The organism is Leifsonia sp. NPDC056665, from assembly GCF_042791795.1.
In the GTDB taxonomy this organism is placed as follows: Bacteria; Actinomycetota; Actinomycetes; order Actinomycetales; family Microbacteriaceae; genus Leifsonia.
The window spans coordinates 270660-283933 of sequence record NZ_JBHTXK010000001.1; the positions used below are offsets into that span (position 1 = coordinate 270660).

11 protein-coding genes and 1 tRNA gene are annotated in these 13274 nt (G+C 70.6%); 3 read left to right on the forward strand and 9 right to left on the reverse strand.

Annotated elements, in window-relative coordinates:
* Positions 1-73 precede the first annotated feature (73 nt).
* The 3 genes from ACFQ9V_RS01155 to ACFQ9V_RS01165 all read left to right on the forward strand — a co-directional run bounded on the left by ACFQ9V_RS01155 (position 74) and on the right by ACFQ9V_RS01165 (position 3715).
* Entirely contained in the window at positions 74-2599 is a 2526-nt protein-coding gene (locus ACFQ9V_RS01155; protein ID WP_382457352.1) for a transglycosylase domain-containing protein, read from the forward strand.
* Positions 2600-2625: 26 nt separating this feature from the next.
* Positions 2626-3582: a metallophosphoesterase gene (locus ACFQ9V_RS01160; protein WP_382457353.1), complete on the forward strand. Its 957-nt coding sequence runs from the start codon at positions 2626-2628 to the stop codon at positions 3580-3582.
* A gap of 59 nt (positions 3583-3641) precedes the next feature.
* A tRNA-Pro gene (locus tag ACFQ9V_RS01165) sits at positions 3642-3715 on the forward strand.
* 52 nt (positions 3716-3767) lie between these two features.
* On the opposite strand, the gene msuE is transcribed toward ACFQ9V_RS01165, so the two are convergent.
* From msuE to ACFQ9V_RS01210, 9 genes are all read right to left on the reverse strand, one after another.
* Positions 3768-4361, reverse strand: a complete 594-nt coding sequence (gene msuE, locus ACFQ9V_RS01170; protein ID WP_382457354.1) for an FMN reductase — start codon at positions 4359-4361, stop codon at positions 3768-3770.
* A 168-nt stretch (positions 4362-4529) separates the two neighbouring features.
* Entirely contained in the window at positions 4530-5546 is a 1017-nt protein-coding gene (locus ACFQ9V_RS01175) for an LLM class flavin-dependent oxidoreductase (RefSeq protein WP_382457355.1), read from the reverse strand.
* 66 nt (positions 5547-5612) lie between these two features.
* Positions 5613-6158, reverse strand: coding sequence for a hypothetical protein (locus ACFQ9V_RS01180; RefSeq protein WP_382457356.1), 546 nt, complete (start codon positions 6156-6158; stop codon positions 5613-5615).
* 54 nt (positions 6159-6212) lie between these two features.
* On the reverse strand, positions 6213-8090 hold the full coding sequence (locus ACFQ9V_RS01185) for a DUF4012 domain-containing protein (RefSeq protein ID WP_382457357.1): 1878 nt from the start codon (positions 8088-8090) through the stop codon (positions 6213-6215).
* Positions 8091-8164: 74 nt separating this feature from the next.
* Positions 8165-9472, reverse strand: coding sequence for a UDP-glucose dehydrogenase family protein (locus ACFQ9V_RS01190; RefSeq protein ID WP_382457358.1), 1308 nt, complete (start codon positions 9470-9472; stop codon positions 8165-8167).
* A complete protein-coding gene (locus ACFQ9V_RS01195; protein ID WP_345836861.1) occupies positions 9472-10146 on the reverse strand; it encodes a thymidine kinase in 675 nt (224 codons plus the stop codon). The genes ACFQ9V_RS01190 and ACFQ9V_RS01195 overlap by 1 nt, the downstream gene beginning before the upstream one ends.
* A 28-nt stretch (positions 10147-10174) precedes the next feature.
* Positions 10175-10855, reverse strand: a complete 681-nt coding sequence (locus tag ACFQ9V_RS01200; RefSeq protein ID WP_382457359.1) for a response regulator — start codon at positions 10853-10855, stop codon at positions 10175-10177.
* Positions 10852-12063, reverse strand: coding sequence for a hypothetical protein (locus ACFQ9V_RS01205; protein WP_382457360.1), 1212 nt, complete (start codon positions 12061-12063; stop codon positions 10852-10854). Before ACFQ9V_RS01205 ends, ACFQ9V_RS01200 begins: the two co-directional genes overlap by 4 nt.
* Positions 12060-13250 (reverse strand): sensor histidine kinase, encoded by a 1191-nt coding sequence (locus ACFQ9V_RS01210; protein ID WP_382457361.1) that lies wholly within the window; start codon positions 13248-13250, stop codon positions 12060-12062. Before ACFQ9V_RS01210 ends, ACFQ9V_RS01205 begins: the two co-directional genes overlap by 4 nt.
* Positions 13251-13274 lie beyond the last annotated feature (24 nt).

A 13274-nucleotide genomic window follows, 5' to 3' on the forward strand; every position in this document is an offset into this window, starting at 1 on the left:
TTCATTCGGGGGGTTTATCAGCTTCATCGCCTACTCTGATCCTATGTCTGCGCAAAAACCACAGGCTAGAGGTGTGCTCGGAGCAGTCGGCGCGTTCGTCGGCATGAGTGCCGTGGCCGGTCTTCTGGTCACCGCTGCCGTCACCCCCGCCATCGCCGTGACCGGCATGGCCGCCAACAACGGTATCGGTGTGTTCGAGAGTCTTCCCGAGTACCTCCAGATCGGTCAGCTCGCCCAGCCGACCACGATTTACGCAAAGGCGTCGGACGGCTCCGACGTCGCACTCGCGACCTTCTACTCCCAGAACCGCCTGCCGGTCGGCTTCGACCAGATGTCGCAGGCGGTCAAGGACGCCGCCATCGCCGGTGAGGACCCGCGGTTCTACAGCCACGGCGGCGTCGACATCCAGGGCACCATGCGCGGTGTGCTGTCGACGGTCTCCGGCGGCGGAGTGCAGGGCGGCTCCTCGATCACCCAGCAGTACGTCAAGAACGTGCTGCTGCAGAAGTGCGAGGCCCTCCCGGTCAAGACCGACGCGGAGAAGAAGGCGTACCAGTCCTGCGTCGACGACTCGACGGGCGTCACCCCCGACCGCAAGGTCAAGGAGATGAAGTTCGCGATCGGCCTGGAGAAGAAGTATACCAAGGACCAGATCCTCGAGGGCTACCTCAACATCGCCGGCTTCGGCGGCTCGGTCTACGGCATCGAGGCCGCGGCCCGCTACTACTACAACACCACGGCCGCCGCGCTGACCCCCGCGCAGGCCGCGAGCCTGGTCGCGATCGTCAACGAGCCGACCGGCCTGAAGATCGACAACCCCGACTCCGAGACGAACGGCGCCAAGGACGGCTACGCCAAGAACAAAGAGCGTCGCGACTACATCCTCGGCAAGATGTACGAGTACAAGAAGCTGACCAAGGCGCAGTACGACGTCGCGCTCAAGACCCCGATCCAGCCGGTGATCACGCCCTCGGCGCGCGGCTGCCAGACCGCGGGAGGGGCGGCGTACTTCTGCGACTACGTGCAGAGGATCATCCTCAACGACCCGTCGTTCGGCAAGGACCTGGACACCCGCACGGCGAACTTCAACCGCGGCGGCTACAAGATCTACACGTCGCTCGACATGGACCTGCAGAAGGTCGCGGAGGACACGCTCGCGTCGTACGTGCCGCAGGTCTACAAGGTCGACATCGGCGGCGTGCTGGTCGGCGTCCAGCCGGGCACCGGCCGCGTGCTCTACATGGCGCAGAACAAGCAGTACAGCCAGGACCCGGAGGTCCTCAACTCCGGCGCGCAGTACACCAGCATCAACTACGCCACCGACTACGCCTATGGCGGCTCGGGCGGATTCCAGGTGGGATCGACTTACAAGGTGTTCACGCTCGCCGAGTGGCTCAAGCAGGGGCACTCGCTCAACGAGACCGTGAACGCGAACATCCGCACCTACACGAAGTTCAAGGACACGTGCGACGGTGACTGGACCGGCACCTACCGTCCGACCAATGACTCCCAGGGCGAGGAGGGTATCCGCACCGTCCAGAACGCGACGACGAACTCCATCAACACGGCGTTCATCGCGATGGCGTCTCAGCTCGACCTCTGCCAGATCCGAAATGAAGCGGAGGCCTTCGGCGTCCACACCGCGACCGGCACACCGCTGGGCACCACGCCCGCGTCGGTGCTCGGCACCAACAACATCGCGCCGCTGACGATGGCCACGGCGTTCGCCGGAATCGCGAACAACGGGATGACCTGCACACCGATCGCGATCGACAAGATCGTGAGCGGCGACGGCAAGGAGATCGCGGCGCCGGCGAGCAAGTGCACGCAGTCGATCGACCCGGCTATCGCCAACGCGATGGCGAAGGGCCTCCAGGGACCGCTTCAGGGCGGCGGCACCGCGAGCGGAATGAACGTCACCGGTAAGGACATGCTCGGCAAGACCGGTACGACGGAGAACAACGAGCAGCTCTGGCTTGTCGCAGCCACCACCAAGGTCGCAGGCGCCTACTGGGTTGGCAACGTCACCGGTCACCAGGACATGCGAGCCACGCGTCCGACCCACGGGAAGACTCCCGCAGAACTGCGTTCGACCGTGATGAAGCTGATGATGTCGGCCGCGGTGGGCAAGTACGGCGGCGACCCGTTCAAGGCGCCGCCGAGCAAGCTCGTGCAGGGCGTCCAGGTCGCAGTCCCCGACCTCACCGGCAAGTCGCCCGACGAGGCGAAGACCATCCTGACCGGCCTTGGCCTGGATAGCGCGGACGGCGGCCCGCAGGATTCCGCCGCACCTGCAGGGACGGTCGCGTCGACCAACCCGCCCGCGGGCTCCCAGGTCGGCAAGGGAACCGTCATCACGATCTACACCAGCAACGGGTCGCTCGTCGCCATCCCGAACGTCATCGGTCAGAAGCTGTCGGCGGCGCAGGCGGCCCTGGCGGCGGCCGGTTTCGTCGCGAAGGTCGGCGGCGGGGCCTCCCCCGACGACGTCGTCCAGGCGATGGACCCCGGTGCGGGAACGGCCGCGAAGGCCGGCACCCAGGTCACCCTCACGCTGCAGAAGAGCACCCCCACTCCCGGACCGGGAGCGGGCGGCTAGTGCCCGGCGCTTCACGCTTCCGGCCGGTGGGCACCGCACTCGCGGTGCTCGCCGGCGCGGGCGCAGCCGCGTTCGCGTACGGCTCGCTTGTGGAGCGTCGCGCGTTCACGCTGCGCGAGGTGAGCGTCCCGGTGCTGCCGGCGGGCGCCGAGCCGATCCGGGTGCTGCACCTGTCCGACCTGCACATGGCGCCGTGGCAGACCGACAAGCAGGAGTGGCTGCGCCGGCTCGCGCGATTCCAGCCGGACCTCATCGTGGACACGGGCGACAACCTGAGCCACGAGAACGGCCTGGAGGGCATCCGCGCCGCGTTCGACGCGTTCCACGGCATCCCCGGCGTCTTCGTTCACGGCTCGAACGACTACTACGGCCCGCAGCTCAAGAACCCGTTCAAGTACTTCCTGGGCCCGTCGAAGCGGCACTCGTCGACGGCTCCCCGCCTCGACGACAAGGCGCTCACCGAGTACTTCCGGAGCCTCGGCTGGCTGAACCTCAACAACGCCGCCGGCGCCCTCGACATCCGCGGGACGCACCTCGAGTTCTTCGGCGTCAACGACCCGCACATCCAGGCCGACCGCGTGGAGGCCATCCCCGGCGCCCTGGACGAGCTGCGCGAGGACGACCCGTACTCCGACGACGCCATGTGGCCGGCGGACGAGCCGCGCACGGAGCGCCCCACGGTCACGCTCGGGGTGGTGCACGCCCCGTACCGGCGGGTGCTCGACGCGTTCGTCACGTACGGCGCCTCGATGATCTTCGCGGGCCACACGCACGGCGGTCAGGTGTGCGTCCCCGGCTTCGGCGCGCTCGTCACGAACTGCGACATCCCGCGTTCCCAGGTCAAGGGGCTGAGCATCTGGCGGCACGCGTTCCGGGCGGCCTACCTCAACGTGTCGGCGGGGCTCGGGACGTCGATCTACGCGCCGGTGCGCTTCGCATGCCGGCCGGAGGCGACGCTGGTCACACTGACGGCGTCGGAGTGAGCCTCGTGGTCATTCGCACCCCCCGCGCTCGTGTATCCTAGATGAGGCCTTCGGGCCACCGGGGTGTGGCGCAGCTTGGTAGCGCGCTTCGTTCGGGACGAAGAGGCCGCAGGTTCAAATCCTGTCACCCCGACCCAAAACAAGAGCCGGTTCGATGATTCGAACCGGCTCTTGTCGTCCGTAGGTCAAAACGCGTCAGGCCGCGCGAAATCCACCGTCGCGTACAGCGACTCCGGGTCGATGTGCGAGCGGATCAGGGGCAGCGTGCGCGACACCGTCGTGTTGATGCGTCCGCGGAGATCCTCGGAGGAGATCGTGTAGTCCGTGAAGTCGGACTCGCTCGCGTAGATGCCCAGCGGCAGCGTCAGCGACTGGAAGAAGCCGAACAGCGGGCGCATCTGGTGCTCCACCAGCAGGGCGTGGCGGTCGCTGCCGCCGGTCGCGGTGAGGACGATCGGCTTGTCGACCAGCGCGTACTGGCCGATGTGGTCGAAGAAGAGCTTGAAGAGGCCCGTGTAGGTGGCACGGTAGGCCGGTGAGCCCACCACGATGACGTCGGCGGCCTCCACCGTCTGCAGCGCCTCCTGAACCCGCGGGCTCAGGCCGCTGCGGAACGGGGCGGCGCCCAGCTCGCCGAGCAGGGGCGCCAGCTCGATGGTCGTGGCGGTCCCGCCGGTCGCCTCCGCGAACGAGCGTGTGACCTCGTCCACGAGGACCGTCGTGCGGGAGGGCGCGGTGGGGCTGCCGCTCACGCCGACGACGTGGGGTGTGCGTGCCATTGGGGTACCGCCTTCGCTGGGTGGGGTCGGGACCGTGTGGGTCGGGGCTCTGTCGGTCGGGGCTGTGTAGGTCAGGAACGGGCCCAACGCTACCCCCGGCCCTTCCAGAGCGCCCCTCGGGCCGTCATGGTCCGTCACGGTCCGCCATGGAGGCGGTCATGGAGGCCGTCACGCGGCCGGGTACAGCCCCGCCACGATCTCCAGGGAGCGGATGCGGCCCTCCACCGTCGCTGCTCCCGAGGAGACCATCAGCTCGTCAGCCCCGGTCGAGGCGACCAGCGCGTCGAGGCGTACCTTCACGTGGTCCGGAGTCCCGATCGCCTGGCGGGCGTTGCGGGCGGCGATGAACTCCTCCTCGGCGGGACTGAACTCGTAGGCGAGAGCCTCCTCGACGCTCACCGGCTGCGGCTTGAGGCCGCGGCGCATCCGCAGGAACGAGAGCTGGCCGGGCAGGGACAGCGCTCGCACCTGCTCCGGGTCGTCGTCCGACACCACGTTCACGGCGATCATGGCGTGCGGCTCGGCGAGCTGCTCCCCCGGCTCGAAGCGCGAGCGGTAGAGGTCCAAGGCGGCCTCCGTGTTCTCTCCCGCGAAGTGGTGGGCGAACGCGAACGGGAGGCCGAGGGCCGCTGCGACCTGGGCGCTGTAGCCGCTGGAGCCGAGCAGCCAGACCTGCGGGGCGTCGCCGAGGCCCGGCACAGCGGTGATGCCGTGCAGCGGGTTCGCGTCGCTCATGCCGCCGTAGAAGAAGCCGAACAGGTCGAGGAGCTGCTGGGGGAAGTCGTCCACCCCGAGGCCTTCCGTGCTGCGGCGCAGGGCCATCGCGGTCGCGCCGTCGGTGCCGGGCGCGCGGCCGATGCCGAGGTCGATGCGGTCGCCGTACAGCGCGCGGAGGGTGCCGAACTGCTCCGCGACGACGAGCGGGGCGTGATTGGGGAGCATCACTCCGCCCGAGCCGACCCGGATGCGCTCGGTGGCCGCTGCGACGCCCGCGATCAGGACGGCCGGCGCGCTTGAGGCGATCGCCGGCATCCCGTGGTGCTCCGCCACCCAGAAACGCCGATAGCCGAGACGCTCCGCCTGCTGTGCGAGGCGGACCGTCCCGGCTACTGCGTCGGCGTTGCTGCCGCCGGCGGGCCTGCTGGCGAGGTCGAGGACGTTGAGGGGGATGCTGGTGGAGGTCACAGGGAGGGCAACCGCTGCCGCCCTCCCGCCATTCCGGCGGGCCCGTCACGGACGGGCCCGGTCAGGTCAGGACGATCGCACCTTCCGCATCCACGCCGCGACTGCGACGCTCACCAGGCCGATGACCAGGAGGCCGCCGCCGACCCAGATCGACCACTCGGCGATCACGGAGCCGGTGTCGGCGAGGCCCGAGCTGCCCGGATCGTTGATGGTCGAGGAGGTCGCGTCGGCCGGCGTCACCGTGAGCGACGCGGAGCAGACGTGGCCGCTCGTGGCGCCGGTGCCGGTGATCGTGTACACGCCCGTCGCGTCGGAGGGGAGAGTGACGTGGAGCACGTCGCTGCCGTCCGAGTTGGAGTGCTTGCTGAACGTCACCGAGCTCGCCATGACGATGCCGGAGCCGTTCGAGCCGCTGCCGACCCAGGTGATGCTCTCCCCGTCCGCCCAGGTGCCCGGGATGCACGTGAGGGTCGCGGTGTGTCCGGCCTGGGTGACGCTCACGTCGAACGTGCAGGGTGCGCCGCTCGGGTACGACACGGCATTCGCGGCCGCGGGCGCCGCGAGGAGCAGCGCCGCGGTGACGGCTGCCGCCGCCAGGATCTTCTTCAACATTCGGGTACGCCTTCCCCTCGCCCGGCGAGTGCGTCGGGCATTAATGATTAATGCTCACTTTACGACGGAGGAACATGGCACGGCAATCCTTGCGACCGCGGGCCGTGCCCCCACATCGGGGGTCGAGCCGTCCCCCTTCAGCGTCGGGGTGACGTCGACCGTATAGCCGGGAGCCCACTGCGCGGTGCCGAGGAACTGCACGTCGACCGTCTTCGACTGGCCAGGCGCGAGCAGCACCTCCACGACCGCGACCGGGCGCCCGCTGTCCGTGCCCGCGACGGACGGAATGTCCACGCCCTTGCTCTTCACCTCTGCGAGGAGCCCCTGATCGGGCCCGTAGAAGGCGATCCGCGTCTTGATCTCGCCGGGCGGGACGCCATAGGACCCGGCTCCCGTGACATAGGCCGGAAGAGCGGTCGCGGCGTTCGCCGGCGCGCTGTTGGTGAGGGTGACCTCCAGCATCGAGGTCACCTTCCCGTCGGCACGGCACACCGCGGCGCCCGCGCCCACCGACGTACGGAGGTAGTAGTCCATCTTCGAGCCGGTGGCGTCGTTGAAGTAGACGCCGAGGGCGGCGGTCTCCGGCGTCGACACCGGCAGGGCGCCGGCGAGCGTCGTGGTCTGCAGGATCGACTGCTCCGACGGGTGCGAGCTCCAGATCTGGATGCGCTGCGAGGTCCCGGAGGCCGCGAGCGCCTTCACCAGCGCCGCGCCGTCGACCCCGCTCATGACGCGGTCGAACACGGCCGTCGCCGCCTTGCTGAAGAAGGCGTCCTGCTTCTGCGGAGCGTCGGGATAGCGCGCGTAGATGCCGCTGAGGAGGAGCGGCACGGCGTTGGCGGAGGTCAGCACGTCGCCGGAGGGCAGCGCGACGGGCCCGGTCGCCTTCAGCATCGCGCTCAGGACGACCGGGTCGACGGTGATGACGCCGTCGACCACTCCGCCGTGCGTTTTCACCCACATCGCTGCGGCCGTCCGCGCCGCGAGCGGGAAGTCGGGGGTGAAGTTGACGTCCTGGAGGTACCGGCCGACCAGCGGGCCGTAGAGGCCGGAGGTCGCTTCCGGCACATCGAAGACGGGCGTCGGCCACGGCCCGATGGAGGTCCCGGCCACCTCGGTGGACAGCGCCGCAGCGCCCTTGTCCGCGTTGACGAGCGCGATCGAGCCGATGAGACCGCCGGTGGCACGGAGCTCGGCGGGGTTCTGCGCGACGATCAGGTACGACCGGGGGCCGTCCGCTCCGAGCATCCCCGGCAGGAGCCGGACGGTGTTGTCGACGGCCTGCAGGTCGGGGGCGACCTCCGCCATCAGGGTGCGCATCTTGGTGACGGCCGACCCGATCGGGCTGATCACACTGCTCCGGTCGATCGACCCGATGTCGCTCCTGGCCGTGTCGAAGGCCGTCTGCGCCTTGGCCATCACGGGCTGGGCGGCCACGATGGGCGCGAGGTCCAGCTTGCCGTTCGACAGGTGCAGTGTGCGCGGGTCCACCGAGCCCGCGATCGAGACGAGGGGCTTGATGACCTCGGACGCCACGGCGTCGGTGGCCCGGGAGATGGTGCTCACCGCCGACAGGTTCGCGCCCACCCACGGGATGCCCTCCGCGAGCTGCCAGACGGGGTCGCTGGTGAGCGACACCGCGGCGTGCGCGTGCTTCTGCAGCTCGGCGGCGGCCGACGCGGCCCCGGCGGTGTCGCTCTCCGCGACGGCGGCACGGACGGCCTTCACGTCCGGCACGGCGGCATTGAGCTCCTGCTGGGCCAGGAATCCCCTCAGGCCGATCCACGCGATGGCGAGGAGGACCAGGCCGGCGACGACGATCAGGGCGAGGATGAGGCTGCGACCGCGGCGGCTCCGGCGGCGGCGGCGCGCCTCGAACGGCGGGGCCGCGGGTCGCGGCGGCGCGTCTTGGTGCGAGAGACCAGTCGCCATGAGGATAAAGGTAACAAATCCTCAGTTTATTCAGCAGCCCCTTTCGTACCCCAAATGGGGGCACGTCGGCGGTGTCAGCGTCCGAGTCCGCGGAACTGCCAGCCGGCAGCGCGCCACCGCTCCGCGTCGAGCGCGTTGCGGCCGTCGATGACCCGGCGATGCGAGACCAGCGCGCCCAGCTCCTCCGGGTCGATCCCGGTGAACTCCGGCCACTCGGTGATCAGCACGACGATGTCCGCATCCGCTGCGGCCTCGGCCGCCGACCCCACGTAGGTGAGCTGCGGAGCGCGGCGGCGTGCGTTCGCGTTGGCCTCCGGATCGGTCGCCGTGACGATCGCGCCGCCCTCGGCGAGCCGCACGGCGATGTCCAGGGCCGGCGAGTCGCGGATGTCGTCCGAGTGCGGCTTGAAGGCCAGGCCCAGCACGGCGACGCGAACGCCGTCGAGGGCGCCGGTCTCCTCGCGCACCAGCTCGACAACGCGTTCGCGGCGGCGCAGGTTGATCTTGTCCACCTCGTCCAGGAACTTGACCGAGTCGCCGCGGCCGAGCTCCCGGGCGCGGGCGCTGAACGCACGGATGTCCTTCGGCAGGCAGCCGCCGCCGAAGCCGACGCCCGCGTTGAGGAAGCGCCGCCCGATCCTCGCATCGTGACCGATCGCGTCCGCGAGCTGCGTCACATCGGCGCCGGTGGCCTCCGCGATCTCGGCCATCGCGTTGATGAACGAGATCTTCGTGGCCAGGAACGCGTTCGCCGCGACCTTCACCAACTCCGCCGTCGCGTAGTCGGTGACGATGACCGGCGTGCCGTTCGCCACCGCTGCCGCGTACACCTCGTCGAGGATCCGTGCGGCCCGCGCGCCCTGCTCGCCCTCCGGCACGCCGTAGACGAGCCGGTCGGGACTCACGGTGTCCTTGACGGCGAAGCCCTCGCGGAGGAACTCCGGGTTCCAGGCGAGCGTCGCGCCGGGCACGCGCTCGGCGACGAGCTCCGCGAGCCGGGAGGCCGTGCCGACCGGGACGGTGCTCTTGCCGACGATCACGTCGCCGGGCGAGACGTGCTCCAGGAGGGAGTCGAAGGCGGCGTCCACGAATCGGAGGTCGGCGGCGTCGCCCTCCGCGGACTGCGGCGTGCCGACGGCGACGAAGTGCACGTCGGAGTCGGCGATGGCGGCGAAGTCGGTGGTGAACCGCAGCCGCCCGCTCGCGGTGGCGGAGGCGAGGACGTCCGGAAGGCCCGGCTCGAAGAACGGCGCGCGCGCTTCGGAGAGGGCGGCGATCTTCGCCTCGTCCACGTCGACGCCGACGACGGTGTGGCCGAGGTCGGCCATGGCTGCGGCGTGGACGGCTCCGAGGTAGCCGACGCCGATGACGGAGATGCGCATCAGGTGAAGTCCGGGTCCGGTTCGGTGTCGTAGGCGGTCGGTGTGGAGGCGGGCCAGTGCCGGCGGCCGTTGTTCAGCACGCCCTGGCTCTCGTCGAGGTAGCAGTTGCCGCACAGCGCCTCGTAGCTGACCGAGGCGCCGTCGATGGCGACCTGGTCGCCGTCGAAGACGAAGACGCCGTCGATCTTGCGGGCGTTGAAGATCGCCTTGCGGCCGCAGCGGCAGATGGTCTTCAGCTCCTCGAGGCTGTGGGCGACCTCCAGGAGGCGCCTGCTGCCGGGGAATGCGACCGTCTGGAAGTCGGTGCGGATGCCGTAGGCGAGCACCGGCACGTCGTCCAGCAGCGCGATCCGGAGCAGGTCGTCGATCTGCGCCTCGGTGAGGAACTGCGCCTCGTCGACCAGGAGCGCGCTGACGTCGCGGCCGAAGCGCTTGAGCGTGCGCTCGCGGTGCTGCTGGAAGCGTCCGTACGCGTCGGTCTCCGGCGCGATCAGGTAGTCCACCTGCCTGGTCACCCCGAGCCGCGACAGGATGCCCATGTCGCCCTTGGTGTCGATCGCCGGCTTGGCTAGCAGCACCCTGTGCCCGCGCTCCTCGTAGTTGTACGCCGCCTGCAGCATCGCGGTGCTCTTGCCGCTGTTCATCGCGCCGTAGCGGAAATACAGTTTTGCCACGGAGCAATCCTATGCGGGCGCCGGAGCCTCAGGTGAGGTAGCCGTCCTCCGCGGCGCGGCGGATGAGGTCCGCGCGCGAGCTCGTGGGCCTCCCGACCTTGCCGTACTTCTCGCGGACGCGGCGCAAGTACGTCTTGGCCGTCTCGTACTGCACGTTCATCGCGCGGGCCACCTCGGAGGTCGTGCGGCCGTCGGCGTAGAGCACGAGCGCCTGCCGCTCGCCGTCGCTGAGCTTGGGGCGGGAGGCCTCAGGGACCGTCGGGCGCGGACGCCAGGCGGGCGCGGGCTCCTGCCGCCCCGACGCGCTGTCGCGGCCCATCGCGGAGAGAGCTGCGCCGATGAGCTCGGCCATCGGCTGCGTCTTCGTGACGTAGGCGACCGCGCCTGCGGCGAGCGCGGCGTCGCGGTCCTCCTGCGTGTCGACGGCGCTCAAAACGACCACCTTCGCGCCGGCCGCCCGGCAGGTGCGCACGCGCGCGCCGATCGACACGGACTCGCGGAGCTGGAGGTCCATGATGACCAGATCGGTCGGGAACGCGTCGCTGTGGACGAGCTCCAGCCAGCTCCCCGCGCGCACGACCAGGTCGAAGTCGGGGGCGTTCCGGTCGATCCAGGCGGCGAGGCTGTCGAGGAGGATCTCGTGGTCGTCGAGGATGGCGAGCCGGATCGGGGTCGCCGCGGATCCGGGATGTGCTGTGCTGGTGCTCATGGTGCTCGCCTCTCAGGATAGGCGAAGCGGACGGTGAGCCCGCCTGCGCGAACGCGCATGGACGCCACCATCGACACCGACTGCAGCGCGCTGAGGTATGGGACGAGGGCGGAGCGGAGCAGGCGCCGCGGCTCGGCGACCTGGGCGGTGAGGAGGAAGACCGGGGCGCCTGGCTGCTCCACCGTCACGGCCAGGCTGTCGGCGTCGAGTCCTGGGAGGTCGGCGACGGTCCCGATGAGCGCGCCGACGACCGCGCGCTGCTCCTCGCTCAGCACCTGTTCGAGCCGGTCGGGGTCGTGCACGCGGGAGCGGCGGTCCGCCTCTGCGCCCGCGCCTCGCCGGGAGAGGGCGAGCGCGACGGTCTCGGCCAGCCAGCTGCGGTCGACGGCCTCCACGGCTGACGCGCGGAGCCGCTCAGCGATGCTGCGCGCGAGCTGCCTGTCCTCCTCGGTGATGACACCGCGGGCGGCCAGTGCGGTCAGGAACGGGACAGCCTCGGCGTTCAGCGCCGTCGCGCGCTCCTGCGCGACCATCCGCGCGGCGACCTGCCGCAGCTCCGCCTCGAGGCGGAGCTGACCCGCCCTGGCGACCTCCCGCCAGCGGAGCGTCTCGCCGGTCATCGTCCACGCGTAGCCCGCGCCGCCGAACGCCAGGGCGAGCACCGGCGTCGCGGCGACGGTCGCGTAGACGAGCGGGTGGTTCGTGATGAGCAGCGACCTCCCCTGCGCGGCGGCGAGCGCGCCGAGCACGAGGGCGGCGACGGCGGCGACGGTGAGCACTTCGCCGACGGGACGGTACAGCGGCATCGCCGTCAGCAGGAGGGCGACAGCGATCTGACCCCAGTCGTCCTGGATGCGCTGGTTGTGGCCCCAGACCGACGCGGCGAAGAGACAGGCTGCGGCGACGGCGACGCCGATGATCGCCAGGTGCGACCACAGCCCCACCGGCGCGAGGCCGGGGTGCGTGCGGATCGTCGCGACGACGACGGCCAGGAGCAGCACGGCGATGGCCCAGACCGCGAGGGCGGGACTGCGGAACTGGGCGTGGTGAAGGAATGTGGAGAACACCGCGTAGGCGACCGCGACGGCGCCGAGCAGCGGGACGAGGAGCCAGGCGGACTGCACGCCGAGCGGGTCCAGGCGTTGCGGCGTGCGCTCGACGGGCAGCGACCGGTAGTGGACGATGGTCTCGGACAGCACCTGGTTCATGCCGCCTCCGAGACCGGGAGCGTCATGATCACGGTCGTCCCGACGTCCTCGGCGGAGTAGACGGTGACCGAGCCGCCGACCTTGCTGATCCGGTCGTGCACCGACTGGCGCAGGCCCAGCCGGTCGCCGCCCTGGACGCCGGCCGCCGCGAAGCCGCGACCGCCGTCGACGACCATGACCGAGACGGAGGCGTCGCCGCAGGAGAACGCGACCTCGGCGGTCGCGCTGCCGGAGTGCCTCAGCACGTTGACCAGGCACTGGCGGACGGCGAGGCCCACCGCACGGCGGGCGTCGACGGTCAGGAGCGCGACGGCCTCCCGCTCTCCGGAGACGTCGATGGCGATGCCCTCGTCGCGCGCGTCCTCAATGGCCCGGCGCAGTTCGCTGTCGTACCAGGGGTCCTCATCGGTGGGCGTCTGGTCGTCGGCGGGCATCCCGGCGCCGCCGAGCCGGTGGAGGTCGGACTCGATGCGCTGCCGGAGCCGCGCGGGCAGCTCCCCCGGCTCCGCGGCGGCGACGGCGACGAGCTCGCTGAGCACAGTGTCGTGGAGGTCGGCCGTGGACTCCGCGAGCAGCTCGCGCCGCAGGTCGACGAGCCGCGCGTCGCGGACGGCGCGGTGGATGGCGCCCTGCGTCCGCGAGCGCGAGCCGCGGGTGAGCCCGTCGAAGGCGAGCACGCCGACCAGCAGCAGGTAGGCGCTCAGCGAGATAGCGTCTGGCCGGAAGACCCGCCCGGCCGCTGTCGCCCCGAGGAACACGGCGGTCTCCGCGAGCGCGAACCCGAGAGTGGCCCACAGCACGCCGATGAGCGAGCCGGTGCCGGTCCCGCCGACCAGGGTCATCGCGACGACGGGGAGTGCGACGACGAGCAGGTTGGTGTCCTGATACGCCGGGGTGCTGTCGAAGATCAGGTAGACGTAGAAGTAGGTGCAGACCGCGCCGACGAGCAGGTAGACGAGGGTGAGCAGGACGGTCCGGCCGCGCGACAGCAGGAGGAGCAGCGCGATCATCGGCAGCAGCACGAGGGTGCTGATCCAGGAGGCGGCGCCGGTGGTCCCGCCGACCGTCGACACGGCGACGTTGATCGCGGCCATCACCAGGCAGACCAGCGCGGCCCAGCGCGCCGCCGTGGCCAGCGCGCGGGAGTTCGCCTGCCTGGAGAGGTGGCTGGGAAGGCCGAGCGACACCGGACTCCTTCGGCGCGAGAGGGA